The 25915-nt window shown below is 61.5% G+C and carries 26 protein-coding genes; 20 read left to right on the forward strand and 6 right to left on the reverse strand.

Annotation, left to right across the window (positions count from 1 at the left end; all coding sequences use genetic code 11):
- Positions 1 to 67 precede the first annotated feature (67 nt).
- From ACTHND_RS04690 to fucP, 3 genes are read right to left on the reverse strand one after another with little or no spacing between them, the layout of a single operon-like run.
- The gene (locus tag ACTHND_RS04690; protein WP_440176231.1) at positions 68 to 823 is read right to left on the reverse strand and encodes an IclR family transcriptional regulator; all 756 of its coding nucleotides are present in this window, start codon (positions 821 to 823) and stop codon (positions 68 to 70) included.
- Between the two features lie 9 nt (positions 824 to 832).
- Complete coding sequence (locus tag ACTHND_RS04695) at positions 833 to 1660, reverse strand: amidohydrolase family protein (RefSeq protein WP_440176233.1); 828 nt, start codon at positions 1658 to 1660, stop codon at positions 833 to 835.
- The gene (gene fucP, locus ACTHND_RS04700; RefSeq protein ID WP_440176235.1) at positions 1660 to 2940 is read right to left on the reverse strand and encodes an L-fucose:H+ symporter permease; all 1281 of its coding nucleotides are present in this window, start codon (positions 2938 to 2940) and stop codon (positions 1660 to 1662) included. Before fucP ends, ACTHND_RS04695 begins: the two co-directional genes overlap by 1 nt.
- Positions 2941 to 3093: 153 nt before the next feature.
- Here fucP and ACTHND_RS04705 point away from each other — a divergent pair, with 153 nt between their 5' ends.
- The 4 genes from ACTHND_RS04705 to ACTHND_RS04720 all read left to right on the forward strand — a co-directional run bounded on the left by ACTHND_RS04705 (position 3094) and on the right by ACTHND_RS04720 (position 5137).
- Positions 3094 to 3453, forward strand: a complete 360-nt coding sequence (locus tag ACTHND_RS04705) for an L-rhamnose mutarotase (RefSeq protein ID WP_440176236.1) — start codon at positions 3094 to 3096, stop codon at positions 3451 to 3453.
- Between the two features lie 72 nt (positions 3454 to 3525).
- On the forward strand, positions 3526 to 4470 hold the full coding sequence (locus ACTHND_RS04710) for a Gfo/Idh/MocA family protein (protein WP_440176238.1): 945 nt from the start codon (positions 3526 to 3528) through the stop codon (positions 4468 to 4470).
- A gap of 83 nt (positions 4471 to 4553) precedes the next feature.
- Complete coding sequence (locus ACTHND_RS04715; protein ID WP_440176241.1) at positions 4554 to 4847, forward strand: CopG family ribbon-helix-helix protein; 294 nt, start codon at positions 4554 to 4556, stop codon at positions 4845 to 4847.
- On the forward strand, positions 4847 to 5137 hold the full coding sequence (locus ACTHND_RS04720; RefSeq protein ID WP_440176243.1) for a type II toxin-antitoxin system RelE/ParE family toxin: 291 nt from the start codon (positions 4847 to 4849) through the stop codon (positions 5135 to 5137). Before ACTHND_RS04715 ends, ACTHND_RS04720 begins: the two co-directional genes overlap by 1 nt.
- On the opposite strand, the gene ACTHND_RS04725 is transcribed toward ACTHND_RS04720, so the two are convergent.
- Genes ACTHND_RS04725 through pyk form a run of 3 tightly spaced genes read right to left on the reverse strand, consistent with a single transcriptional unit; the run spans position 5097 to position 9100 of the window.
- Positions 5097 to 6323, reverse strand: a complete 1227-nt coding sequence (locus ACTHND_RS04725; protein ID WP_440176245.1) for a glycosyltransferase family 87 protein — start codon at positions 6321 to 6323, stop codon at positions 5097 to 5099. The genes ACTHND_RS04720 and ACTHND_RS04725 overlap by 41 nt on opposite strands.
- Positions 6323 to 7579 (reverse strand): glycosyltransferase family 87 protein, encoded by a 1257-nt coding sequence (locus ACTHND_RS04730; protein WP_440176247.1) that lies wholly within the window; start codon positions 7577 to 7579, stop codon positions 6323 to 6325. The genes ACTHND_RS04725 and ACTHND_RS04730 overlap by 1 nt, the downstream gene beginning before the upstream one ends.
- A gap of 57 nt (positions 7580 to 7636) precedes the next feature.
- Entirely contained in the window at positions 7637 to 9100 is a 1464-nt protein-coding gene (gene pyk, locus ACTHND_RS04735) for a pyruvate kinase (protein WP_440176250.1), read from the reverse strand.
- Positions 9101 to 9551: 451 nt separating this feature from the next.
- On the opposite strand from pyk, the gene ACTHND_RS04740 reads away from it, so the two are divergent.
- The 16 genes from ACTHND_RS04740 (at position 9552) to ACTHND_RS04815 (ending at position 25779) form a co-directional block, all read left to right on the forward strand.
- Complete coding sequence (locus tag ACTHND_RS04740; protein WP_440176252.1) at positions 9552 to 10940, forward strand: sugar MFS transporter; 1389 nt, start codon at positions 9552 to 9554, stop codon at positions 10938 to 10940.
- Positions 10941 to 11052: 112 nt separating this feature from the next.
- Entirely contained in the window at positions 11053 to 11973 is a 921-nt protein-coding gene (locus ACTHND_RS04745; protein WP_440176254.1) for an ROK family protein, read from the forward strand.
- 1 nt (position 11974) lies between these two features.
- Entirely contained in the window at positions 11975 to 13669 is a 1695-nt protein-coding gene (locus ACTHND_RS04750) for a carboxylesterase/lipase family protein (RefSeq protein WP_440176256.1), read from the forward strand.
- A 199-nt stretch (positions 13670 to 13868) separates the two neighbouring features.
- On the forward strand, positions 13869 to 14336 hold the full coding sequence (gene ybgC, locus ACTHND_RS04755; RefSeq protein WP_440176258.1) for a tol-pal system-associated acyl-CoA thioesterase: 468 nt from the start codon (positions 13869 to 13871) through the stop codon (positions 14334 to 14336).
- A gap of 124 nt (positions 14337 to 14460) precedes the next feature.
- Positions 14461 to 15186 (forward strand): protein TolQ, encoded by a 726-nt coding sequence (tolQ, locus tag ACTHND_RS04760; RefSeq protein ID WP_440176260.1) that lies wholly within the window; start codon positions 14461 to 14463, stop codon positions 15184 to 15186.
- 4 nt (positions 15187 to 15190) lie between these two features.
- Entirely contained in the window at positions 15191 to 15697 is a 507-nt protein-coding gene (locus ACTHND_RS04765) for an ExbD/TolR family protein (RefSeq protein ID WP_440176261.1), read from the forward strand.
- A 4-nt stretch (positions 15698 to 15701) separates the two neighbouring features.
- Positions 15702 to 16532, forward strand: coding sequence for a hypothetical protein (locus ACTHND_RS04770; protein ID WP_440176263.1), 831 nt, complete (start codon positions 15702 to 15704; stop codon positions 16530 to 16532).
- 31 nt (positions 16533 to 16563) lie between these two features.
- On the forward strand, positions 16564 to 17889 hold the full coding sequence (gene tolB, locus ACTHND_RS04775) for a Tol-Pal system beta propeller repeat protein TolB (protein WP_440176265.1): 1326 nt from the start codon (positions 16564 to 16566) through the stop codon (positions 17887 to 17889).
- A 282-nt stretch (positions 17890 to 18171) separates the two neighbouring features.
- A complete protein-coding gene (gene pal, locus ACTHND_RS04780) occupies positions 18172 to 18720 on the forward strand; it encodes a peptidoglycan-associated lipoprotein Pal (protein ID WP_440176267.1) in 549 nt (182 codons plus the stop codon).
- A 248-nt stretch (positions 18721 to 18968) separates the two neighbouring features.
- Complete coding sequence (locus ACTHND_RS04785; protein WP_440176269.1) at positions 18969 to 19928, forward strand: CsgG/HfaB family protein; 960 nt, start codon at positions 18969 to 18971, stop codon at positions 19926 to 19928.
- A 157-nt stretch (positions 19929 to 20085) separates the two neighbouring features.
- A complete protein-coding gene (locus ACTHND_RS04790; protein WP_440176271.1) occupies positions 20086 to 21045 on the forward strand; it encodes a tol-pal system protein in 960 nt (319 codons plus the stop codon).
- An 8-nt stretch (positions 21046 to 21053) separates the two neighbouring features.
- Complete coding sequence (gene tilS, locus ACTHND_RS04795) at positions 21054 to 22385, forward strand: tRNA lysidine(34) synthetase TilS (protein ID WP_440176273.1); 1332 nt, start codon at positions 21054 to 21056, stop codon at positions 22383 to 22385.
- 152 nt (positions 22386 to 22537) lie between these two features.
- A complete protein-coding gene (gene ftsH, locus ACTHND_RS04800; RefSeq protein ID WP_440176275.1) occupies positions 22538 to 24439 on the forward strand; it encodes an ATP-dependent zinc metalloprotease FtsH in 1902 nt (633 codons plus the stop codon).
- 72 nt (positions 24440 to 24511) lie between these two features.
- On the forward strand, positions 24512 to 24874 hold the full coding sequence (locus ACTHND_RS04805; RefSeq protein ID WP_440176276.1) for a ribonuclease E inhibitor RraB: 363 nt from the start codon (positions 24512 to 24514) through the stop codon (positions 24872 to 24874).
- Between the two features lie 3 nt (positions 24875 to 24877).
- Complete coding sequence (locus ACTHND_RS04810; RefSeq protein ID WP_440176278.1) at positions 24878 to 25234, forward strand: DUF2200 domain-containing protein; 357 nt, start codon at positions 24878 to 24880, stop codon at positions 25232 to 25234.
- The gene (locus tag ACTHND_RS04815; protein ID WP_440176280.1) at positions 25231 to 25779 is read left to right on the forward strand and encodes a dihydrofolate reductase family protein; all 549 of its coding nucleotides are present in this window, start codon (positions 25231 to 25233) and stop codon (positions 25777 to 25779) included. Before ACTHND_RS04810 ends, ACTHND_RS04815 begins: the two co-directional genes overlap by 4 nt.
- Positions 25780 to 25915 lie beyond the last annotated feature (136 nt).

Consider the following 25915-nt stretch of genomic DNA (forward strand, 5'->3'; position numbering starts at 1 on the left):
TCTGTTTAAGTTTGAAATTGTTCTTATATGTGAAATTAATAACGATAGCGCCGCCCCGAATCAAGGGCTATCCGCCGAGTGTCTTGCTTAAAGTTTTGGCTGTGGCCTTCAGGCGCACCAAAGCGTCATCGAGGGTGATGCCGTCCTCGATATGAATCCACGGCATGGTCAGGGCGGCGATGACGCCAACATCATTGATCACGGGGCAGGAAATATCAGTGATGCCGTCGATATAGCTGGAGGGGGCGGAAAAATGACCCTGGGCCAGGGCCTTGTCCGCCTGGGCCTCAAAGGTGGCCCATTCGTCGGGCGACAGGCCGGGCTTAAGCAGGGCGCGCCACTGCTCGCGGATCTTCGGCTTCTGGAAGGCATAGATCAGCAGGCCGGAGGTCGAATGGGCCAGCGGCCGCTGATAGCCGACGCGCACCGAGAAGCCGACATCGCCCGGCGCCTCGATGCGGGCGATGACCACCATGCGGTCATCCGAGGCGATGGCGAGGTGACAGGCCTGGCGGGTCTGGTCACTCAGGGATTGCATCAGGGGCAGGGCGCTGGCCAGCAGGTTCTGGCTCGGACCACGCGAAATACCGAGCGAAAACAGCTTGTTGGTCAGCTCGAAGCCTTCGCCGCTGGCCGACATCCCGACATAGCCGCGGATTTCCAGCACCTGCACCATGCGGAACAGTTCGCTGACCGACCGGTCCAGCCGCGCCGATATCTGCGACAGGGTCATGGGCGACTTGGCGGTGGCCAGGAGTTCGAGGACATCGAGACCTTTTTCCAGCGCCGGGGCGCGGTATTTGCTGGTGGCTTTATCCGACATTGTATGACCTTACAGTTTGTAGAATCGGCGGGCCGTTTCGCCCATAATCGCATTCTGTGCGGTTTCGGGTTTGCCGTCCAGCCAGCGCAATGTCCAGTCATGCCAGTGGCGGTAGCTGTCTTTCAGCAGCACGACCGGCCAGTCCGAACCCCACATCAGGCGATCGGCCCCGAAGACAGCCAGCAGATGATCGGCGCAGGGCACGAGAATGTCTTCCACCTGCTCGCCGGCCATCTCGGTCAGCAGGCCGGACAACTTGCAGGTAACATTGAGATTTGAGGCCACGGCGGCCATTTCCTCGCGCCACTCCTTCATCCCGTCTGGATCGCCGAGTGGCGGTTTGGCGCCATGATCGATCACGATGCGCAGGTCTGGATACAGGCGCGCCAGTTGGCCGATAAAGGGCAGGTGCCGGGTATAGACAAGCGCATCGAAGGTCAGGCCGTGCCCGCTCATGGCTTCCAGTGCCGGCCGGACATCGTCGCGCAGGATCCAGTCGTCCTGAGCCAGGCCCTGGAGCATGGGGCGTAGCCCCTTCAGTTTAGGCTGTCGCACAAGATAAGCGATGCGCTGCGGGGCGTCCGGCGCGGCGAGATCGGTCCAGCCGACCACGCATTTGATCAGCGGCGTGGTGGCCGCGACCGCCAGCATCCAGTCGGTATCGGCATCGGAGGCTTGCGACTGCACCAGAACGGTGCCGGTGATTTCCAGCCCCTCGCAAGCGGCGGCCAGATCATCTGGGATGAAATCGCGGTAGATTACACTCAGATCGGGCGTCGGCCATTCGTGACCGCTTTGGCCGATCCGCCACAGGTGCTGGTGGGAGTCGATAGTCATCAATGACCTTTGGTCATGTCGACCTTTGCCGATTTCGAGCCGAGGCCGTAGAGCGCGATCACCACGAAACAGGCCAGGGGCACGAAAATCGCCGTCTTGATGTGGCTGATGTCGGAGATATAGCCCATGGCGGCGGTCAGGACCGCGCCGCCGATGATGCTCATGACCAGCAGGGAGGCGCCGGTTTTTGTCAGGATGCCTAAGCCCCGCAATGAGGTGGCGAAGATGGTCGGGAACATGATCGACATGAAGAAGGAGGCGGCCACCAGGGCATAGAGGCCATTCTGTCCGCCGACCGTTGCCGCGTAGGCGGTCAGGGCGATGTTGATCAGTGCAAAGGCGCCCAGCAGCTTCGTGGCGGGAATGACGCGCATCAGGGCCGTACCGGCGAAGCGGCCAATGGCGAAAAGCACCAGTCCTGCGAACACATAGTCGGCGGCCGCCTTGTCGGTGATGCCGATTTCGCTCTGGGCGTACTTTATGGTGTAGCTCCAGATGCCGACCTGCGCGCCGACATAGAAGAACTGCGCCATTACACCGGTCAGGAAGTGGCCGTGCTTCAGCAGCCCCGTCAGGGCCTGTCCGGCGGAAATCTTCGCGTCTTCGGCGTCATGCGCCGCCTTCGTGGCGGCGGCCGGGAACCGGCTTAAGCCCACCAGCACCGCCCAGGCCAGCACCACGCAGCCGATGGCGATGTATGGCATCTGCACCGCCTTGGTTTCGCGCACCAGATCGGCGGTGGCATTCATATGCTCAATGCCTGAAAGAATAAAGGTCTTGCCGACCCAGATGCCGGCCAGAGACCCCAGCGGATTGAAAGCCTGGGCCAGGTTCAGCCGGAACGCCGCGTGCTTTTCGTCTCCCAGAATGGTCATCAGCGGATTGGCGGCGGTCTCCAGGAAGGCCAGGCCGGCGGCGATAACAAACAGGGCGCCCAGCAGCCAGGGATATTGGCGGATTTCCGCGCCGGGATAGAAGGAGAAGGCGCCAAGGGCGAAGATGATCAGCCCGGTGACGACAGCCGCCTTATAACCAAAGCGCCGCATCAGCAGGCCGGCGGGAACGGCCATCAGGAAATAGCCAAGATAGAAGGATTGCTGCACCAGGCTCGATTCGAAATCGGTAAGGGTGAAGGCTTTCTTGAATTGCGGGATCAGGATGTCGTTGAGATTGTTGGCCATACCCCAGAAGAAGAACAGGGCCGTGATCAGTATGATCGGCCAGAGGGCGGCGAAACCTTTGGGGGCTTTGGTCTCTGAGGTATCTGGCGTCGAATCCATGCAGCAATGTCCCTGTATTTTCAGCCTTGCAGGCCCGTTATGATGTCATTTAACATCACATATGAATCAGAACGTCAAATATGAAATTTCGTGAACCATTTGCGCTTCAAGACGTTCGCCTCTATATACTCAGACAAAATTGGGAAACGCTTTATGCCTGCTTCACTTGAAAAACGGGTCTATGCCCTCGATCTGAAAGACGATCCGGCGCTGATCGAGCGTTATAAACAATGGCACGCGCCTGGTCAGGTGCCGGCCGCCATCAACGAGTCGATCCGCAAGGCCGGCATCGAGGCGCTGGAAATCTATCTGGTTGGCAATCGGATGTTCATGATCCTGACGCCCGGCCCGGACTTCGATCCCGTGGCCAAGGCGGCGTCGGATGCGGCCAGCGAGGACGTGCAGAATTGGGAGACCCTGATGTGGGACTTCCAGCAGGCCCTGCCATTTGCCGCGCCGGGTGAGAAGTGGCTGCCGATGGAACGGATTTATTCGCTCGCCGAGCAGAATTAATTATACTACAATTTACAATCGAACGCGGCCACGCTAAAGGAAGCCGCAAAGACGACTTAAGGAAACGCGACGATGGGACTGTTTGGCAAGAAACCTTTGAAGATTGGCCTGATCGGGCTTGGCAAGATTGCCGTCGATCAGCACATCCCGTCGATTCGCGGCAACAAGAACCTGGAACTGGTGGCCGGCTGCTCGCCGCACGCCCGTCCGGAAGGCATCAACGCCTATCCCGACATGGACGCCATGCTGAAGGCGCACCCGGAAATCGAGGCGATCGCCATCTGCACCCCGCCGCAGATCCGGCATGAAATCGCCAAGGCGGTCATAGCCACCGGCCGTCACGTTTTCCTCGAAAAGCCGCCCGCTGCAACGCTGGGCGAGGCCGAAGGCATCAAGGCCCTGGCCGCCGCCAAGGGCGTCTCCCTGCTGGCCTCGTGGCACTCGCGTTTCGCCCCGGCTGTCGAAACGACGCGCAAGTGGGTGTCCGAGCGTCCGATCAAGAGCATCACCATCCACTGGAAGGAAAATGTTCGCCAGTGGCATCCTGGCCAGAAGTGGATTTTCGAGGCCGGCGGCATGGGGGTCTTCGATCCCGGCATCAACTCGCTGTCCATCCTGACTCGTATTCTCAAGGATGCGGTGATGGTCAAGAAAGCCGACCTGCACATCCCGGTCAATTGCGATGCGCCGATCCAGGTCGAGATGGACATGCAGACCGAGGCCGGTTTCCCGATCCGCGCCGAGTATGACTTTCTGCAAACCGGCATCCAGACCTGGAGCATCTATGTCGAATCGGCGGCCGGCGAAAAGCTGACCTTGTCTATGGGCGGCACGGAACTGGAGATCGACGGCAAGACCCTGATGAAGGAAAAGGAGGCCGAATATTCCGGCCTCTATGCCCACTTCTACAACCTGATCCAGAAAAAGGAGTCGGACGCCGACTTCTCGCCGCTGCGTATCGTGGCCGACGCCATGCTGCTCGGCAAGCGCATCGCGGCGCCGGAATATATTGAGTAAAAAGTCATCTGATGATATAGGTATTACCCGGTCATACCTGCGATGGTAAGGGCTATACCTGTTCAACTCACCGGATGGCGCCTATGGCGGATACCTCCACAACCAGCCTCAAGCTCGACAACGGCATCAAAAGCCGGCTGGAGGCCCTTGCCAAATCGCGTCAACGCACACCGCACTGGTTGATGCGTCAGGCGGTCGAGCAGTATATCGAGCGCGAGGAGCGGCGCCAGCGGGCAGTGGCCGAGATCATGCAATCCTATGCGGAATATCAGGCAACAGGTGAATACGTCAGCGCCAGTGACGCCGATGTTTGGCTTGATCAACTGGAAGCCGGATCTGTGATCGAACCGCCGGCGGCGGTTTCGCCGTCCCGGTGATGCGCGACCTGCGCTGGACACGGCGCGCGCTCTGGGATTTACACAGGTTGCACAGCTTTCTTGCTGCCAATAACCCTGATGCCGCCAGAAGGGCGGTCGCCAGCATACGCCAGGGCGTACGCATTTTGGCCAGCCATCCCGAAGCAGGCCGTCATCCGGACGATCTGCCTGAGGATGTGCGGGAATGGCCGGTGCCGTTCGGACAGTCAGGATATGTCGTCGCTTATCAAACGACTGACGAGGCTGTGATTATTCACTCTGTGCGTCATATGTTTGAGGCGGGTTACTGATCCGGCGCGCCACCATCACGTAAAACAGCAGCAGCACCAGCGGTGCCATCGGCAGATGCAGGTTCAGCGCCAGTGAGCGGGCGAAGAGCGGCAGGACGAAGACCGTCAGCGCCAGGGTCTTTTCCCATGGCCGGAAGCCGTCTTTCAGGCCGCTCATGACCAGCCAGCCCAGCGGAATGGCGCTGAGCAGCAGGTCGTAATCGAGCATGAACGGCGACATCAGCAGGGTGGCGGAGACCATCAGCGCGGCGAGCGCAAAGCGATCCGGCTTGAACCGCCAGGCGATAAAACCGGCCGAAACGATCACGCCCAGCGCCAGCCCAATCTGCGCGCCATAGGCCAGCCCCAGCGGCAGGTTCCACACTCTAAGCGCGGCGAACAGGCTCTGCATTCGACCGGGTGAGACCAGCCCGGTTTCCAGTGTCCGGCGCGCCAGTTCGCTGTTGTGCCAGAAGGTGAGATACCCCTCCGTTCCCACCAAACCCCAGGCCGCCAGGCTCAAGCCCGCCGCGCCCGCCGCCGCGCCGGCAAAGGTTTTCCACCGCCCGGAGGCGGCCAGGACGAACGGCAGGGCCAGGCCCAGTTGCGGCTTGATGACCAGCAGGCCGAGGATGAGCCCGGCGATAAATGGCCGGCGATCAAGTAGAAGGCAACCGCCCAGAAACAGCGCCGTGGTCAGGGCGGCGTTCTGGCCGTTGCCGATATTGATCCACAAGGCCGGGAAAGCCAGCAGCGGGATCAGGCCGATGGCCACCGGCGCCTGTTGCCGCAACCATTTCCGGGCCAGCGCCACGGTGGCAGCCGTTGTACCCGCCAGCCACAGGCACAGCGACACGCCATAAGGCAGCAGCGCCAGCGGTGCGCAGACCAGCAGATAGGCCGGTGGATAGAAAAAGGCCCAGTAGCCCAATTGCCGCCCGAAAATGGCATCCTGCGCCGCCTGATGAGCATACGGATCCCAAACCTGCGCCGCATGGCCCGCCAGGACCAGTTTCGAGGCGGCGTAAAAGCTCATGAAATCGGTGCCCAGCGGTTTGCCGCCGGGATCGATACCGCCGCGTGCCAAGCCGATCCAGACGACAAAGCCAATGACCTGTGCCGCGAACAGGATCAGAGTGTAGGCCCGGATCCGCTTCCGGTCCAGCCAGTCGGCATCCCTGACAAAGGCGAGGAAACGACTGATCATCAGGCGGCACAGGCGGCAGGCAGGGCGGCGGGAACGCTTTCAGCGGTCCTGATGCGCCGGATGACAAACGCGAACACGATCAGCAGGAGCAAGGGCGCCATCGGCAGGTGCGCCACCAGGGCCAGCTTGCGCGCAGCGAGCGGAAACAGGAAGACCAGCAGAAGCAGCAGTTTTTCCCAGTTGCGGAAGCCGTGCTTCGCGCCGGTCAGCACCAGCCAGCCCAGCGGCAGGGCGGTGACCAGCAGGTCGTAATCGAGCAGGAAGGGCGTAGCCAGAACCGTGGCCGAAATCGTCAGCGCGCCGAGCGCCAGACCGGTGGGGCGATAGCGGAAGGCGGTATGGCCAGCCAGGGCAAGCACGATGGCGGACAGCGCCCCCTGCGCGACATAGGCGGCGGTCATGGAAGCGCCCAGCATCCGCAGGCCGGCATAGAGGCTCTGCATCAGAGCGGGATCGACAAGCCCCTGGTTCAGCACGTCACGGGCATAGGCGCTGTTGGTGAAAAAGGCCGCATAGCCCGCTGTCCCCATAGCCAGCCAGGCCAGTCCGCAGAGGCCCAGCGCGCTGAAACCGGTGGCGAAGAAGGTCCGCCAGCGTTTCGGTTCAGCCAGCGCCGCGCCGCCGAGCACAAACGGCAGGGCCAGGCTAAGTTGCGGCTTTATGACCATCAGGCCGAGAATCAGCCCTGCCACGATCGGACGGCGGTCCATCATCAGGAAGCCGCCGGTCAGGATGGCCAGGGTCACGGCACCATTCTGGCCGCAGCCGATATTGATCCACAAGGCCGGAAAAGCCAGCATCACCACCAGGGGCATGGGGCCTTCCGGCCGCACGCGGCGGAAAAAGGCGCGCAGCAGGCCAAGCGCCAGGGCGGCCGTGCCGGTCATCCAGCTAAGTGCCGCCCAGCCATAGGGCAGAAGCGCCAGCGGCCAGCACAGCAGCAGATAGGGCGGCGGATAGAAGAAGGCGAGATAGTCATGCGGCCCATGGAAAAGGCTGTCTTCGGCCTTGGCATGGGCGGCGGGGTTCCAGGCATCGGCCGGATGGCCGGACAGGGCCAGTTTTGAGGCGGCATAGAAGCTGGTGAAATCGCCGCCCAGCGGGTCCGGGCCGGGGGCAATGACGGCGAAACGCAGCCAGAACCACAGGGCCATGAGGAGGAAGGCGACCAGGCCCATCAGGCTGTAGACGCGTCCCCGTTCGCCATTCAGCCAGTCGGCGCGGCGGAGCGCATATATAAGGCGAACTGGCGACATGAAAAAGGCTCCGGAAATCTGGTTTCCGGAGCCTAAAGCGAAAGCTTTGATTTAGCGTTACTTCTCGCTGTCGTCGAATTCGGCTTCCTGCGCATTGGTGCGCGAGACGCGGGCGACGCGCAGGGAGTTGGTCGAGCCCGACTTGCCGAACGGCATACCGGCGACGATGACGATATCCTGGCCGGGCTCGGCTATGCCTTCGGAGCGCGCCAGCTTGGAGGCGACAGCGACGGTTTCGGTCATCGAATGGGTGATCGGCGTCAGGATGGGATGCACGCCCCAGGTCAGGGCCAGGCGGCGGGCGGTCTCGACATTCGGCGTCAGGCCCATGATCGGGGCGGTCGGGCGTTCGCGGGCGACGCGCAGGGCGGAACTGGACGAATTGGTCATGGCGGCGATGGCCACTGCGTCGATGGTCTGGGCCACCTGGCGGGCGGCGGCGGCGATGGCGCCGTTGGTGGTCTTTTCCGGTTCCGGGCGGCGGCGGTCGGTCAGGTTGCGCCAGCCGTCATCGGTTTCGACGCGGGCGACGATTCGGTCCATGATGGTGACGGCCTCGACCGGGAACTGGCCGGCAGCGGTTTCGGCCGACAGCATGACGGCATCGGCGCCATCGAAGACGGCGGTGGCGACGTCGGAGGCTTCGGCGCGGGTCGGCGTCGGGGCCGAAATCATCGATTCCAGCATTTGCGTCGCCACGATGACCGGCTTGCCGGCGGCGCGCGACGCCTGAACGATGCGCTTTTGCGCCAGCGGCACCTCTTCCGGCGGCAGTTCAACGCCGAGATCGCCGCGCGCCACCATGATGGCGTCGGACAGGCGGACAATTTCATCGAGATTATCGAGGGCCTGCGGCTTTTCCAGCTTGGAGAGCACCCAGGCGCGGCCCTGGATGATTTCCTTCGCCTCAAGCACGTCTTCCGGACGCTGCACGAACGACAGGCCGATATATTCAACGCCGCGCGACAGGGCGAAAGCCATATCCTCGCGGTCCTTTTTCGTCAGGGCGGGGATCGGCAGGACCACGTCTGGCACATTGACGCCCTTGCGGTCGGACAGGCGGCCGCCATTGACGACGACGGTTTCCAGATGATCCTCGCGCACATGGGTGACGCGCAGTTTCAGCTTGCCGTCATCGAGCAGCAGGTGCGAACCGATCTGGGCGGCCGTGATGATTTCCGGGTGAGGCAGGTTGGCGCGGCGCGAATCGCCCGGCGTCGGGTTGAGGTCAAGGCGGAAATTCTGGCCGTTGGTCAGCACCACGGCGCCGCCCATGAAGCGGCCGACGCGCAGTTTCGGTCCCTGGACATCGGCCAGGATACCGATCGGGTGTTTCGATTTGGCTTCCAGATCGCGGATCAGGTCGATATTGCGGCCGTGGTCTTCGTGGCTGCCGTGCGAGAAATTGAGCCGGAAAACATCGGCGCCGGCCTGGAAAAGCTGGGCCAGCATTTCGGCATTGGAACTGGCAGGGCCCAGGGTGGCGACGATCTTGGTTTTACGGCGGCGAAGAATTTTCAATTCACATCTCACGGATTAAAGGCAAATCCGGGGTTTTCCGCCGGATTGCCGGGCGCTGCCTCTATGGCATTTTTCGCGTGCGACAAAGCCTCTATTCTCCCGCCGGGTCAAGTTTAATTTTATGCTGCGCCGCAAGGTGTGACAGCGCTGTCTAAGTTTATATTTCTGTTGAAAAATTGTCATACTTAAACGGCGGCAAGGCTTATTCTTCGCCCGGATATCGTTTTTTCCTTTTACGATAAGGTGGATCGCTCGCCGGAAAGGTGCTGCCACTTGTCAGACAATTATTTTGAATATACCTCTGTCATCGGGTTGGAGATGGAATTGCTGCACCGCGCAACGTTTTTCATTTGCCAACACCGCAAAAACACGTTTTTTGCAATTTGATTTATTTAACCGGTGAGGGCAGCTTGCGCGCACTTCACCCATAACAGTGCAACAGGCAGGTCATATGTCCGACTCTTCATCCGCAGCGCCAAAATCGGGAGGCGGTGGCCTCTTACTGGCGGTTATCTACGTCACATGCCTCTTCTTTATCTGGGCCTTCGTGACCAACCTGATCGACCCGCTCGTCAAGAGCATGAAGGTCATCTACACGCTCACCGACTTTGAAACCCAGCTCAACCAGTTCGCCTTCTTCATCGCCTACGGCATCATGTCGATTCCTTCGGCGGCTTACCTGGCCAAGAACGGCTACGCCAAGTCGATCGTGCTCGGCCTCGTCGGCATCGTCGCCGGCTGCCTGATCGCCTGGTCGACCGCTTTCTCGCATAACTTCATCACCGTCCTGCTCGGCCTGTTCGTTGCCGCTTCGGGCATCACCCTGCTCCAGGTCGCGGCCAACCCGCTGATCGCCTCGATGGGCGATCCGAAGGGTTCGCACTTCCGCCTCAACCTGTCGCAGGCTTTCAACTCGATGGGCGCCTTCCTGGGCGGCATCTTCGGCGCTAAATACCTGCTCAAGGGCGACCTGTTCATTCCGGACGCCACGATCACCCAGGCGATGAAGGATACGGGCCTCAGCTTCGTCACCAATGTCTACCTGCTGCTGGCGGTTGTTTTTGCCGTCTTCACTCTGGCCGTCTTCCTGGTGCGCAACACCATCACCCACCACGCCCCCAAGATGGCCGAACACGCCGAATCGCCCTTCTCGGCGCTGAAGTCGAAGTGGGCCAATCTCGGTTCGCTTGGCATCTTCCTCTATGTCGGCGCTGAGGTCTGCGTCATTTCCGGCATGATCTTCTTCCTTGAGCAAAAGCAGATCCTCAATGTGCCCTCGCAGGTCGCCGGCTTCGTCGGCCCGGTCTTCATGCTGTTCGCCATGTTCGGCCGTTTCGGCGGCTCGGTCCTGCTGCGCAAGTTCAAGGCCACGTCCATGCTGGCCTTTGTCGCCACCTGCGCGTCGATCCTCTGCCTGATCGTCATCGCCACCTATTCGATGCCGGCCACTCCGCTTGGCGGCACGGTCGGCCTGCCCAGCGACAACGGCGTCTTCAATGCGCCGCTGACCACAGGCTTCATTCCGGGCTGCGCCGCCATCCTGATTGGCCTGTTCAACTCGATCATGTTCCCGACCATCTTCACCATCACGCTCGAACGCTCGACGGCCCCGGCCTCGGCCACCTCCGGTCTGATGTGCATGGCCATCTGCGGCGGCGGGTTCATCTCGATCCTGTACGGCTTCACGGTTGACCAGCTTGTGGCGCATTTCCCGATCGGCGCGCGTTCGCTCGCTTTCGGTGTGCCGCTGATCTGCTACCTCTACGTTCTGTGGTTCTCGCAGGCTGCCAAGAAGGCCCATGTCCACGTCATCGAAGAAGGCGTGAGCGTCGGCCACTAAACACCGAGGCCGGAAATAAAGCCCCTGAAAATGCCTGCCCGGCATTTTCAGGGGTTTGCTTTTTCTATTAAATAAAATAAAAATAAGAAAAACCGGGGACGAGACAAAAGACATGTTGCATATCGGCGTTGATTTCGGCGGAACGAAGATCGAGGCGGCGGCCCTGTCGCCCTCCGGTGAGTTCCTGGCCCGGCACCGGGAGCCGAACCCCGGCAATTATGACGCCGCCCTGACCCTGGTGCGTGATCTGATCGCCAGCGTCGAATCCGAAGCCCGCGCTAAACAGCCCGGCCTCGGGGCCAAGACCATCGGCATAGGTTCGCCTGGTTCGGCCTCGCCGCGTCACGGCCTGATGCGCAACTCCAATTCCACCTATCTCAATGGCCGGCCTTTCAAGACCGATCTCGAAGCCGCACTTGGCCAACCGATCCGCCTGGCCAATGACGCCAACTGCCTGGCCCTTAGCGAGGCCAAGGATGGCGCCGGCGCCGGCGAGGCCAATGTCTTTGCCGTCATCATCGGCACCGGCTGCGGCGGTGGCGTGGTGGTCAATGGCCATCTGGTCGAGGGCGCCAACGGCCTGGCCGGCGAATGGGGACATATTCCGCTGCCCTGGCCCCTGCCCGAGGAAAATCCCGGCCCGAAATGCTGGTGCGGCCTGCATGGCTGCCTGGAAACCTGGATTTCCGGCTCCGGCTTTGCCCGCGATTTCCATGCCGTAACGGGCCGCTCGCTAAAGGGCGAGGAGATTATCGCCGCCATGCGTGCAGGTGATGCCGAGGCCGACGCCTGTTTCGACCGCTGGGTGCGCCGCCTGGCGCAGGCCCTGGCCGTCGTCGTCAATATCCTCGATCCCGACGTGTTTGTCTTTGGCGGCGGCATGTCGAACGTGCCGGAAATGTATGAGCGCCTGGCGTCGCGCATAGAACCGCTGGTCTTCACGGATCGCTGGGAATCCAAATTCGTGCCCGCCAGATGGGGTGATTCGTCGGGCGTGCGCGGCGCGGCCTATCTCTGGGCACAGGGCCACTAGGGTGAAGGCGGGGCTGGCCGGGCTGTGTCTGCTGGCGGCGCTCGCGGCCTTTCCCGTTTTCGCTCAGCAGCCTATGCGGGGGGGCGATGGCCGCTACCGCATGGTCCTTCCGGGAAAAGCGCCATCGAAACCGGTTCAGCCTGCGCTACCGCCGCCGGTCATACGTTCTGCGCCGTCCGAAAGCGGCCTTGTGGCGCCTAAGGTCGAAACACCGGCGCCGATACCTGCCGGTCCGCAGCCCGATGTCATCGTGCCGGTCACCGGCGGACAGCTTGGCGGCGAGGCGTGGCAGGACGGCACATTCGCCTTCAAGGCCGTGCCGTTTGCGAAACCGCCCGTGGGCGACCTACGCTGGACCGCGCCGCAGGATGTGCCGGCCTGGCAAGGCGTGCGTTTCAGCAAAACCAGTGCGCCCGGCTGCCTCCAGGCCGATTACGGCTGGCAGACGAAAATCTCGCAGGCCAGTTCGGAGGACTGCCTCTATCTCGAAATCCGCACGCCTTCGCTGAGCCACGAGGCGAAAAAGCCGGTCATGGTCTTTTTCCATGGCGGGGCCAATCGCGCCGGGGCGGGCGAGGGCACCATTTCTTCCGGCCTCGGCAGGCGCGATGTCGTCATCGTCACCCTGCAATACCGGTTGGGCGTCTTCGGCTTTCTGTCGCATCCGGCCCTGACCGCCGAGCAAGGCGGCGCATCGGGTAATTATGCCCTGATGGACCAGATCAAGGCCCTGCAATGGCTGCGTGATAATATCGCTCGTTTCGGCGGCGACCCGGAGAATGTGACGATCTTCGGCCACAGCGCCGGCGGGCAGGATGTCGGGCTGATGCTGGCCTCGCCGCTGGCGCGCGGGCTGTTCCAAAAAGCCATAAAGGAAAGCGGCACACCGCAGTTCGGCTTCGCGCCGCGCACTTTGGCGCAGAACGAGGCCCTCGGCATCCGGCTGGCTGAGCAGTTCAGCAACGATCCGGCCGACAGCGCAAGGGCTCTGGCCGACCTGCGCCAGGCGCCGGCCCTGGCGCTCCAGCAGGCGGGGGACAAGCTCTCTCCGCCGATGGAGGACGCCAGCTTTATATGGGACCAGGCGACGATCGATGGCCATGTGCTGCCGAAATCGCCGGCGGAGATTTTCAGGGCCGGCGAGGGGGCGAAGGTGCCGCTGATCATCGGCGTTTCCGCGCGCGAACTCATGCTGGCCGACGTCAGCGCCTCGCTCTACGGCGCCATCGCCACACGCTTTGGTGAAGACCGTAGCAAGGTGCTGCGCTTTTATAAACTCGATATCGACAAGACCCCGAAGTCCGATCCGGTACTGGGGGATGCAGCGATGCAGCTTTCCACCGATCTCATGCTGCGCTGTCCGGCTGACTGGATGGCCCGTCAGATGACGGCTGCCGGGCAGGCAGCGTGGCTTTACCAACTCGATATCGATGCCGACCCGAAAGCCGATGTGCATCATGGGTCTGAACTGAACTTCGTCTTCAATGACCGCCCGGAAGGCGTGAAAAAAGATCGCTGGCCGACGCTGATGGATTACTGGGTGCAATTTGCCAAGACGGGTGATCCAAACCGCAAGGGCCTGAATGACTGGAAATCTTATGGCCGTAAAGGGCGCTATATCGAATTCACTCGCAAGGGCAGCCGGATGGAGGACGATATGCGCGCCGATATCTGCGCGTTGCTGGATAGGCCGTGACATTTCTCCTCCCCTGCAAAGCGGGGGAGGTGTCGAGCAAGCGCAGCGCGTCGAGACGGAGGGGGGCAAACCTGTGGAATGCCCCCCTCCGTCAGCGACACCGGCTCTGCGAGCCTCGCGCTGCCACCTCCCCCGCTTTGCAGGGGAGGAGAAGCAAAAGGGCTTGGAAAACGCAGTGAACTGTCTTTACATTCATCGGATGACCTCAAACCTTCAGACCTCAGACCTATCCGGCCGCATCGACGGTGATCATCACGAACTGCCGGTGCGCATCTATTATGAGGACACCGACTTTTCGGGTGTCGTTTATCATGCCAACTATCTCAAATATTTCGAGCGCGGGCGGTCCGAATATATGCGCCTGATCGGTGTCCATCACCATCAGTTGGCGGCGCTCGATGAGCCGCTGGCCTTTGCCGTCAGCAGCATCAATATCCGTTATCTGAGCCCGGCACGCATCGATGATCTGGTCACCGTCAAAAGCCGCCTGATCGCGGCGCGCGGCGCCAGTTTCACCCTCGATCAGTGGGTTGAGCGCGAGGGCCAAAAGCTCGCCGAAGCCCAGGTTCAGGTCGTCTGCATCGATCTGAAAGGCCGCCCGAAACGCCTGCCGAAAGACCTGCAAACCGCCATCAAATTGCACGTAGCGGGTGAAAAGGCGCTGTAAAAGCGCCTTTTTCTGTTCCGACGCCATAGAAATGTCGCCAATTGTCGGGCATGGTACCCAAACTTCTTTGTATCAAGCATTACAGATTCACTATTCGTCTTAACCTAAACACCGAGGATGCGACATGAGCGCCAGTTCCGCCGCCAGCTCAGCTACCGACAGCCTTCCCGGCGCCCTGAACTTCCTTCAGCTTTTCCTGCACGCCGATATCGTGGTCCAGGTGATCATGGTGGGGCTCGCCCTGTCCTCGCTGTGGTCATGGGCCATCATCATCCAGAAGACCGGCGCGCTTAATCGCGTCAACAAGGAGGCCGACGGCTTCGAAGGCGCGCTCAATTCCGGTCGCGCGCTCGATGATATCGCCGCCACGCTGGGCACCCAGCCGAAGGAACCGTTCCAGAAGCTGCTGGTCGCCGTCACCGCCGCCTGGAAGGACTACAAGGGCAAGTCGTTGAGCGCTGCGCAGGGCGATTTGCTGGTCGCCCAGGTTGACCGCGAAATGAACCACATCATCGCCAGCGAAGCCGATACGATCGAAGACGGGCTGAGCATACTGGCGGTCATCGCCACGGCCTCGCCGTTCGTCGGACTGTTCGGCACGGTCTGGGGCATCATGAACGCCTTCTCGGCCATTGCCAGCCAGGGCGACACCAACCTGACCACCGTGGCCCCGGCCATTTCCGAAGCCCTGTTCGCCACGGCCATGGGCCTGTTCGCCGCCATTCCGGCCTATATCGCCTTCAACCTCTTCAACTCGAAGGTGGCGCGCTTCACTTCGCGCATGGAAGGCTTTGCCGACGAGCTGATGGTGTCGCTCACCCGCCGCCTCGGCGACAAGCTGGGAGGCTGATCCTATGGCTATGGGAGGTTCAGGCCACGGAGGGGGCAGCCGCCGCGGACGCCGCACGCGCCGCCGTGCCGCCCTGTCGGAAATCAACGTCACGCCGATGGTCGATGTCATGCTGGTACTGCTGATCATCTTCATGATCTCGGCGCCGCTGCTCAATTCGGGTATCAAGATCAACCTGCCAAAGACCGAGGCGGCTGCGCTCAAGGATGAGGGCGAGCCCGTCACCGTGTCGATCGACAAGACCGGCCAGCTTTACGTCAATGACGATCCGGCCAGCTATGACCAGGTGGCGCCGCGCCTTCTGGCCATCACCCGCGGCGATACAGAGACCCAGATCTATGTCCGGGGCGCGGGCGAGGCGAGCTGGGAGTCCGTCGCCCGTGTGATGGGCAAGCTGTCGTCGTCCGGCTTCACCAAGATCAGCCTGGTCACCGATACGATGGGTAAGGGTTCGGGGGGCAAGCCCGCAGCACCAACGGTCGCCGCTGAACCCGAAAGCGTGACCCCATAGACGCATGAAGAAATTCGGACCGTCCTTTCTCGTCTCCCTTCTGCTGCACGTCGGCCTGATCCTGCTTGCCTTGATCAGCCTGCACCTGACGCCACCGCCGCTCCAGGTAGCCTCCGTGCCGGTGACGATCATTTCCGACATGCCGAGCCGCCAGATGGCGGAAGCCCCGGTCGATGACCTCGCGGTCAAGACGCCGGAACCGATCCCGCAGCCCGAACCCGTACCGCCACAGCCGGTCCCGACCCCGCCACAGCCCGTGCCGGAACCGATCAAGCCGGCAGCCAAGCCAACGCCTGCGCCACCGAAGCCAGCACCGGTCCCGCCCGACAAGAACGGGCTGAAAAAACCGGAGCCGCCGGCGAAGAAGCCAACACCCGCCAAGCCGGCGCCCAAGGCCAAGCCGCAGGACGACCTCCTGAGCCGTCTGGCTGCCACGCCCTCCCAGGCGCCGACCCGCCGCGCGCCGTCAGCGAGCACGCAGAAGACGACCGGCGCGTCCGCCTTTGGATCCGGCCCGGCCGATGCCGGCCTGAAGACCGAAATGAATGCCCTGACCCAGCGCCTCAACAAGCTGTGGCTGCTCAATTGCGATGTGCCGGGCAGCCAGAACGTGGCGCCGGAAATCCGCTTCACACTTTCGCCCAATGGCCGTGTTACCCAGGGGCCGGAGTGGGTGAACAAGCGTAATGACCCGGTCTGGCAGGCGGGCGCCAATCTCGCCCTGGCCGCTGTCAACAAGGGCCAGCCCAATGCGTTTACCGACCTGCCGGATGGTCTCTATAACCGTCCGCTGAAGATTATTTTTGATGCCCGAAAGGCCTGCCAGGGGCGCTGATGAGCGGCCCGTCCCGACCAAAGGAGCGAACATGAAACTGATGAAAACAATTTTGGCGGCGGTGTCCGGCGCGCTGATGCTGGTGTGCATCCCCGCCTTTGCTCATGCCCAAGATGAACTGACCGGCACGGTCGATCAGGGCAATATCCAGCCCCTGCCGATCGCCATTGCTATTGGTGGTAATGACGCGTCTGGCGGTGATCTCGGCAACAAGATTTCCAAGGTGGTGATGAACGACCTGGAAAGCTCCGGCTATTTCGCGCCTATCAATCCGGCGGCCTTTATCCAGCAGAATCCCGATGTTGCCGTCCAGCCGGAATTTGCCGCGTGGAAGACGATCAATGCGCAATATCTCAGCAATGGCCGCGCCTTTGTCGATTCCGACGGTCGCCTTCAGGTCGATTTCCGCCTGTGGGATATCTTCTCGCAGAACCAGCTTCTGGGCCAGTCCCTGACCGCCACGCCGGAAAACTGGCGCCGCATCGCCCACAAGATCGCCGACGCCATCTATGAAAAGCTGACCGGCCAGGAAGGTTATTTCGACACCCGCATCGTTTTCGTGGCCGAGAGCGGCTACCGCACGGCGCGCATCAAGCACCTGGCCATCATGGACCAGGATGGCGCCAACCCTTCCTACCTGCCGGTGGCCGGCAACAATACCAAGGTGATGACGCCGCGTTTCTCGGCCGACAGCCAGGAAATTGCCTATATGGCCCTGACCGCCGACAGCGCCCGTATCTATATCTATAACCTCGAAACCGGCCGTCAGGAGGCCGTGGGCCAGATCAAGGGCATGGCGTTTGCGCCGCGCTTCTCGCCCGATGGCTCCAAGCTGGCCTTCTCGGTCAGCCAGGGCGGCGCCACCAATATCTATGTCATGGACTTGCGCACCCGCTCGATGACCAAGCTGACCAGCGGTGGTTTCATCAATACCTCGCCGTCCTTCTCGGCCGATGGCTCCACCATCGCCTTCACCTCCGATCGCGGCGGCTCGCCGCAAATCTATCTGATGAACGCCTCGGGCGGCAATGTGCGCCGGATAACCTTTGGCGGCGGCTCCTATTCCACGCCGGTGTTTTCGCCGAAGGGCGACCAGATCGCCTTTACCAAGCAGTCGGGTGGCCGCTTCTCGATCGGTGTCATGGATGCCGGTGGCGGCAATGCCAAGCTCCTGACCTCCTCCTATCTCGAAGAGGGGCCGACCTGGGCGCCGAATGGCCGCTACATCATGTTCTTCCGCGAGAGCCAGGGCGGCAACCCGTCTCTGTGGATGGTCGAGGTCACCGGCCGTGTCGAGCGTGCCGTACCTTATCCCGGCGGCGCCTCGGATCCGGCCTGGTCGCCGCGGTTGAAGTAGGCGGCTGGAACAGGGCGCAAACTTTGTAATTATAAGCTGTGTAAGGATTGGGCAACCATGTCCACAAACCGAAAATTCATCGGATTTGGTGTAAAGCGGTCGTGAAATTGCCCAATTCCGCCGCAAGATGGAAAAAACATCCAGTTCTCTGGAAAAATGACAACGCCCGTTTGACAAAAGTTAACAGCCATATCATCGTATCTTTATAAGTTTTGTGCATAATCCCGTCACAGAACAGAGATATGTTCAGCACATTGTATTGAAATGAGAGGATTCAACATCATGGTATCGACCAAGTCCGTAGCAAAGTTCGCCGTAATGGCCCTGGTTATGGCGTCTATGGCGGCCTGTACCAGCAAGCCCAAGCCCGTCGTTGAGCCGACTCCGGCTCCGGCCCCCGAGCCGGCGCCGCAGCCGGTTCCGCAACCGCCGGTCGCCGAAGCGCCGCTGCCGGGCATCGTTCCGGGCTCGCAGCAGGACTTCGTCGTCAATGTCGGCGACCGCGTCTATTTCGACACCGATTCCTCCGACATCCGCTCTGACGCGCAGGGCATTCTGGCCGCCCAGGCCGCCTGGCTGGTCCGTTATCCGCAGGTCAATATCCGCATCGAAGGCAATGCCGACGAACGCGGCACCCGCGAATACAACTTCGCCCTCGGCGCCCGCCGCGCCCAGGCCGTTTCGGACTTCCTGGCCGGCAAGGGCGTCGCCGCCAGCCGCATCTCGACCATCTCCTACGGCAAGGAAAGCCCGATCGACAACGGTTCGGGTGAAGATGCCTGGGCCAAGAACCGTAACGCCCACACCAGCCTGACCTCGGGCGCCCAATAAGGTTCAAACCGGCCTTATCCGTCGGTTTTTGGATTGAAACTCATGCCCTCTGGCCGTAAGGTCAGGGGGCATGATGCGTTTCAGGGGGCATCCGTTCCCGGCGCTGTCACACCTGTTCAGTTCGGCCCCGTTGGCCGCCAGTCAGTTCGCGTATTTCTGATATTTCCCGGTCAACTGCCTTCGGCTTGCGCATAGTCGTTGCGGCGGGTTGTCCGCCTGTTTTCAATCGATTATTGGGGAGCTGTTCCATGACATTCAATTCCATCCGCAAATCCGCGGCCGCCGGTGCGGCGATCGCCGCCGTGCTTGGCTTGGCCGTGACTGAGCCAGCCTTTGCCCAGGCCAAGGCCAGCAAGGCGCAACAAACCCAGGACAAGATGATGGCCGGTCTGCCGCACTGTTCGGCCAAGCTCGGCACCATCTCGGTCGTCAATGGCGATGACCCGTCGGGCTGGACCAATAACAGCCTGGCGGCGCCGCAAAAGCTGCTCAAGGTCATCGTCCAGAAATCCGGCTGCTTCTCGCTGGTCGATCGCGGCGCCGGCATGGACGCGGCGCAGCGTGAGCGCGATATCGGCGGCAGCCTGGGTCTGCAACGCGGCTCAAACATGGGCAAGGGCCAGATCAAGGCCGCCGATTTCGTGCTGGTGGCGGAGGTCGGCAGCGCCGATTCCAATACGGGCGGCGGCGGGGCCGCTGGCCTCTTGGGCGGTTTGGTCGGCGGCCGGGCCGGGGCCATCGTCGGTGGCTTCCGCACCAAGAAGAGCGAGGCCGATGTGGTCCTGTCGCTGACCGATGTGCGCACATCCGAGTCCAATTCCTTTGAAGGCCATGCTGCCAAGAATGACCTGAGCTGGGGCGCCGGCGGCGGTATCGGCTTCGGCGGCGCGGTCGGCGGCGGCTACGAAGATACCGACATCGGCAAGATCGTGACCCAGGCCTTCATCGTCGCCTATGCCGAAATGGTCAATAATCTCGGCGGCATCGATGTCGGCGGCAAGGAAGCGGCGCCGAGCCGCAGCTTCACCGTCCAGACCGCGACCACCCTGCGTTCGGCGCCCAATACCACGGGCAAGGTCATCCGTGCCCTGCCGGTGGGGCTGACAGTTTACCCGACCGGCAACAAGGACGGCATGTACTGGGAAGTGGCCGACGACAATGACAATGTCGGCTGGGTGAAGAACGACAGCCTGGCGGCTTCGCAGTAAGCGCACGGCGCGCATGAGCTATATAAAGGGCGCGGCCGCAAGGCTCGCGCCCTTTATTTCGCCAGATGCAATTTAGGGTTTGCGTCTTATTTCAGCCTGACTATGTTGTTAGTTATAAGATAATTCCCTGGTTTTTGAGTAAAAGGGCGATCTGCACATGACGGATAGTAATATGACCCGCCGTGGTTTGCGAATGGGCTTACGCGGCAAGATGGCCGCCGGCCTGTCCATTCTGGCGCTTTCCCTGCCCTTGACGACGATTACCCTGTCGGCTTTTGCGCCCGCTGGTGCTCATGCCCAGATTTTCGGCGACGAGGATGATGAGGAAATCCCCGGACAGCAGCCGACCGATAACACGGTCTGGGACGCCAAGAAGCTGCAAAAGCTGGATCGCAATGTCCGCAAGCTGGAACGTGCGGTTTCGCGCGTCGAAAACAAGAAGGGCGCGCCGCCGATCCTGATCGAGCCCGATCCCGAAGTGGTGGCGCTCCAGGCCACGGTCGACAGCCAGGCGCGCAAGCTGGACCAGCAGGCCGGCTCGATCACCACCCTGATCGGCCAGGTCGAGGAATTGCAGCACCAGAACCAGTTGATGCAGCAGGCGCTGACCAATCAGACGGCCCGCATGGATACCCTGACCAAGCGCGCTGATCTCGCCGATGCCCACATCAAGGATCTGGAGGCGCAACTGGCGCCGCCGCCGCCGCCGCCGGCTTCGACTGGCAGCGCCCAGGGTGATTTCGACCAGGCGTTCAGCCTGATGAGCTCCGGACAGACGGATGATGCCGGCCGCGCCTTCGAAGCCTTCACCACGGCCTGGCCGCAATCGACGCAGACGCCGGAAGCCTGGTTCCGTCTCGGGCAGGTCCGCGCCATGAAGGGCGATCCGTCCGGTGCTGTTTCGGCCTATGCCACCTCGCTCAAGGGCTGGCCAAAGACGTCGTGGGCGCCGGAAGCGACCGTCAGGCTGGCCCAGGCGCTGAATGACAGCAATCGCCCGGCCGATGTCTGTGCGTCGCTGACCCAGTTCGACAAGGTCTATGCCAAGCTGGCCACCAATGAGATGCGCAATCAGGCCAAGGTGCTGAAGGACAAGAACAGGTGCGGGGCGGTTTAAGCGCCGCCTTGCCTGCTCCGGCTTTTATTCAGGATAAATTCCCAGACTTCGCGGCCCGTCTCGATGGTGACGGGGCAATCGGTGTGGCCGTTTCCGGTGGGGGCGATTCCGTGGCGCTGCTCTATGCGCTGGCAGCCTGGAACAAAAGGCCACTGGAGGTCTTCTGCGTTGATCACGGGCTCAATCCCTTAAGTCCGCAATGGACACAATCGGTGGCCGATCACGCGGCGCGCGTCGGGGCCGGCTTTACCGTGCTTTACTGGCAAGGCGAAAAACCGGCCACCGGCCTGTCTGCGGCGGCGCGTCTGGCGCGGCACCGCCTGCTGGCTGAGGCCGCGCGGGAAAAGGGCCTGTCCGTGCTTTGCCTGGCCCATACCGCCGATGATATCGCCGAGGCCCAGGTCATGCGCGCACAGGGTTCCAATGTCGGTGCGCCGAAAATCTGGGCGCCGTCGCCGGTCTGGCCGGAAGGGCATGATATCTTTCTTTACAGGCCGTTTCTCGATGTGCGGCGGGAAACCTTGCGGGCGTATTTGCGTGGCATGGGCGTGACTTGGATCGATGATCCTGCCAATGACAGTCCGCACTCCTTACGGGCGCGGACACGGAAGGCCCTGCATCAACAATCCGTTGATCTCAGTGCGCGTGAAGATGAAGCCACAATAACGGCCGGCGGGCTGCGCGATTTGCTTTATCAGCCCCAGGACCTAGCGCCTTTAGGCATGATCGCTTTCAGGGCGGAGGCATTCGATGCCCTGCCGCGGGAAATGGCCCTTAAGCTTCTAGCGGCGGCGGAGGTCTGTGCCGGCGGCGGTGACAGACTGCCGCGGCGGAACAAGATCGCGGCGCTGTTGGAAAACCTGTCTTCAGCCGGTCCCCTGAACCTGGCCGGGGCACGGATCGTCCGACGGGACGGTCTGATCACTCTCAGCCGGGAAACGGGCGATATCGGTCGCAACCGGTCCGGCGTATGCACACTGAATGGAACGGATGCGGCGGTCTGGGATGGCCGCTTTCTTGTCCGGTCGTCGCAAGCGGGCGAGGTCGTCGCCTCCGGGCGGGTGCGCGGTGATCTGACTGAGGCTGACAGGTCCTGGCTGATGCGCCTGCCGGCGGACTTGCGTGGCACTCAGCCGGTTTTTGTGCCGGCCGCTCAAAACAATAATCAAAATAAATATTTGCTGACAAACCCGGCCTTAAGACAAGGGGCGTATGGTGCCATTACGGCCCGGTGTCTGGTCGGATCGCGCTTGCGGGCCGCCCTGGGATTGATCACGACGGAAAGCGCTGTAATAAGCGCAAAAAGCGATTGCGTTTTTACACCAATAAATGGCGTGTAGCGAAACCGCCCGGCGCGTCCTATATGGTAGTAAAGCCTCATGCCAAAAAGTGGATTGCCGCTTTTTGGATAAACATGAGGCGTCTGATTATGTACGAAAACCCCGTGGAGGGGCGCCCGTTTTCAAGGGCCTTATTGAGGATAGACATTGGCATGAACCTGAAGTCCATGGCGATTATCGGCGTGATACTGGCTTTTCTGCTGGGCATTTACGTGGTCATGAACACCAACGCCCGTGGCCTGGTGAGTGACCCGAACAAGCCGGTCGAGATGATTTATTCCGAACTGGTGGCGAATGTGAACGACGGCAAGGTGACCGAAATCGTCATCCATAATGACGAGGCCGCCGGCAAGACCGCCGATGGCAAGAAGTTCCATGCGGTGGTCGGTTTCGATCACAAGGATCTTGATGACGCCCTGGCCCAGAAGAAGGTGCCGACCAAGAAGGAAAGCGGCAAGACGTCGCTGCTGATGAATGTCGTCACCACGCTTTTGCCGGTCATCCTGATTATCGGCATCTGGATCTTCTTCATGCGCCAGATGCAGGGCGGCGGTCGCGGTGGGGCCATGGGCTTCGGCAAGTCCAAGGCGCGCCTGCTGACGGAACACAAGAACCGCGTCACCTTTACCGATGTTGCCGGCGTGGACGAGGCCAAGGAAGAACTGCAGGAAGTCGTCGATTTCCTTAAGGATCCGTCGAAGTTCCAGAAGTTGGGCGGCAAGATTCCGAAAGGCGCCCTGCTGGTCGGCCCTCCGGGTACGGGTAAGACGCTTCTGGCCCGCGCCGTGGCCGGTGAGGCGGGCGTGCCCTTCTTCTCGATCTCCGGCTCGGATTTCGTCGAAATGTTCGTCGGCGTCGGCGCCTCGCGCGTCCGTGACATGTTCGAGCAAGCCAAGAAGAATGCGCCGTGCATCATCTTCATCGATGAAATCGACGCCGTCGGCCGTCACCGCGGCGCCGGTCATGGCGGCGGCAATGACGAGCGCGAACAGACGCTCAACCAGTTGCTGGTCGAGATGGACGGCTTCGAGGCCAATGAAGGCATCATCATGATCGCCGCCACCAACCGTCCGGACGTGCTCGATTCCGCCCTGCTGCGTCCCGGCCGCTTCGACCGCCAGGTGACGGTCTCCAACCCCGACCTGACCGGCCGCGAAGCCATTTTGCGCGTCCACATGAAGCCGGTGCCCCTGGCCGTCGATGTCGATGTCAAGGTGATCGCGCGCGGCACGCCGGGCTTCTCCGGCGCCGATCTCGCCAACCTGGTCAATGAAGCCGCGCTGATGGCGGCGCGCAAGGACCGCAAGCTGGTCACCATGCGCGATTTCGAGGACGCCAAGGACAAGGTGATGATGGGCGCCGAGCGCAAGTCCATGGCCATGTCGGAGGAAGAGAAGCGCAATACCGCCTACCACGAAGGCGGCCATGCCATCGTGGCGCTCAAGACCCCGCAGGCCGATCCCGTCCACAAAGCGACGATCATTCCGCGCGGCCGGGCGCTCGGCATGGTCATGCAGTTGCCCGAAGGCGACCGCTATTCGATGAACTTCACCCAGATGACCTCGCGCCTCGCCATCATGATGGCCGGCCGCGTGGCCGAAGAAATCATCATGGGCAAGGACAACATCACCTCGGGTGCCTCGTCGGACATCCAGGCCGCCACGCGCCTGGCCAAGTCGATGGTGACGCGCTGGGGCTTCTCGGACAAGCTCGGCTTCGTCGATTACAAGCAGGGCGAAGATGAATACGGCGCGCTCGGCCGCGATACCTCGGAAGCAACGCAGCAGATCATCGATGACGAGGTCAAGCGCCTGGTCAATGACGGCTATGAAGAGGCCAAGCGCATCCTGCTGGAAAACCTCGATGGCCTGCACCGCCTGGCCAAGACACTGCTCGACCTGGAAACCCTGACCGGTGATGAAATCGCCAAGATTCTGAATGGCGAGGAAATCGTCCGCGACGAGGAAACCGGCGTGGCAATCGAACTGAGCGCCAATTCGGCGGTGCCGGAAACCGAAACGGCCCCGACCGCGGTTCCAGTGATCGCTGAATAGGTTTTCCGGATATATATGTGCTAAAGGCAGGTGGGAGCGCATCCCGCCTGCCTTTTTCTTTGGAGTCCTGTCATGCCTGTTGATTTTCCCGCCGATGAAACCGGCGATGTCCTGCGCGCCATGCAGGCCGATGGCGACGATCTCTCCGTGGCGCGCGATATCGATTTCTCGCTGCTGTTCGGTGATGAGGAGTCGGCGAAAGCCTTCTGCGTGATCTTCGCCGAGAAGGGCTATGAGGTCGATTATGGCCCGTGGGAGATCGACCACGACAATGTCACAGACCTCAATTTCGGTAAATGGAATGTTCAGGTCGTTCACCACATGGTGCCGGATCACGCCGCCATCACCGCCTTTGAAGCGGAATTGCAAGAGGCCGCCGCGCCGCTTAACGGCCGCAATGACGGCTGGGGGTGTTTCCAGGTGAATGAGGTCTGACCCATGGCTGGTCACCGCATCTACGCCATGCGTTTTGCCAGCGTCTATCCGCACCTTGTCGCCAAGGCGGAAAAGAAGGGACGCAGCCGGGATGAGGTCGACGAGATCATCTGCTGGCTGACCGGTTACAGTCAGGCCGAGCTTCAGCAGCAGCTCGATGCCGGGACCGATTTTGAAACCTTCCTGACGGCGGCGCCTCGGCTGAATCCGGCGCGAAGCCTGATTACCGGCGTCATCTGCGGTGTTCGCATCGAGGATATCGAAGAGCCATTGATGCGTGAAATCCGCTATCTCGACAAGCTGATCGATGAACTGGCCAGGGGGCGGCCGATGGCGAAAATCCTGCGGAGTCCCTCATGAGCAAGCTTATACTGGCAATGAATGTCTCGATCGACGGCTATGTCGATGATCTCGCCGGCACACTGGTGATGGGGCCACCCGGCCCTAAGGTATTTGAGTTCTGGACAGCGACCGTGCGGGATCAGGCGGCGGCGATCTATGGACGGCGCATGTACGAGCTTATGCGGTACTGGGACGAAGACCGGCCGGAATGGGACGCGCAATTGCGGGCGTTTGCCGATGCCTGGCGCAAACTGCCGAAATGGGTGGTATCGCGCACGCTCACGGAGGTTGGTCCGAACACTACGCTTATTTCCGGCGACATCGCGGCGCAGGTCCGCGATCTGAAGGCACGCATCGATGGTACGATCAGCGTGTCCGGCCCGGAACTGGCCGGCCTGATGACCGGTCTGGGGCTGATCGATGAATATCACCTCGTCATGCGGCCCTCTGTATTGGGCCAGGGCAAGCCGTTTTTCCATACCGTGCCGCCGTCGCTGCGCCTGATTTCCAGCGCCAGGATCGACGACGACACCCTGCATCTGGTTTACGCAGCCATTAACTAGGGCGTAAACCCATAAACGGGATTCCCATTTAGAACTGATCGTGATTCAAGGCTTCCGGTGAACAGGGAGCCTTTTTCATGACGCGTCGCCGCTACGAGTTGACCGATACAGAATGGGATGTCATCGCGCCTTTGTT

The organism is Asticcacaulis sp. (assembly GCF_051954415.1).
GTDB lineage: Bacteria > Pseudomonadota > Alphaproteobacteria > Caulobacterales > Caulobacteraceae > Asticcacaulis.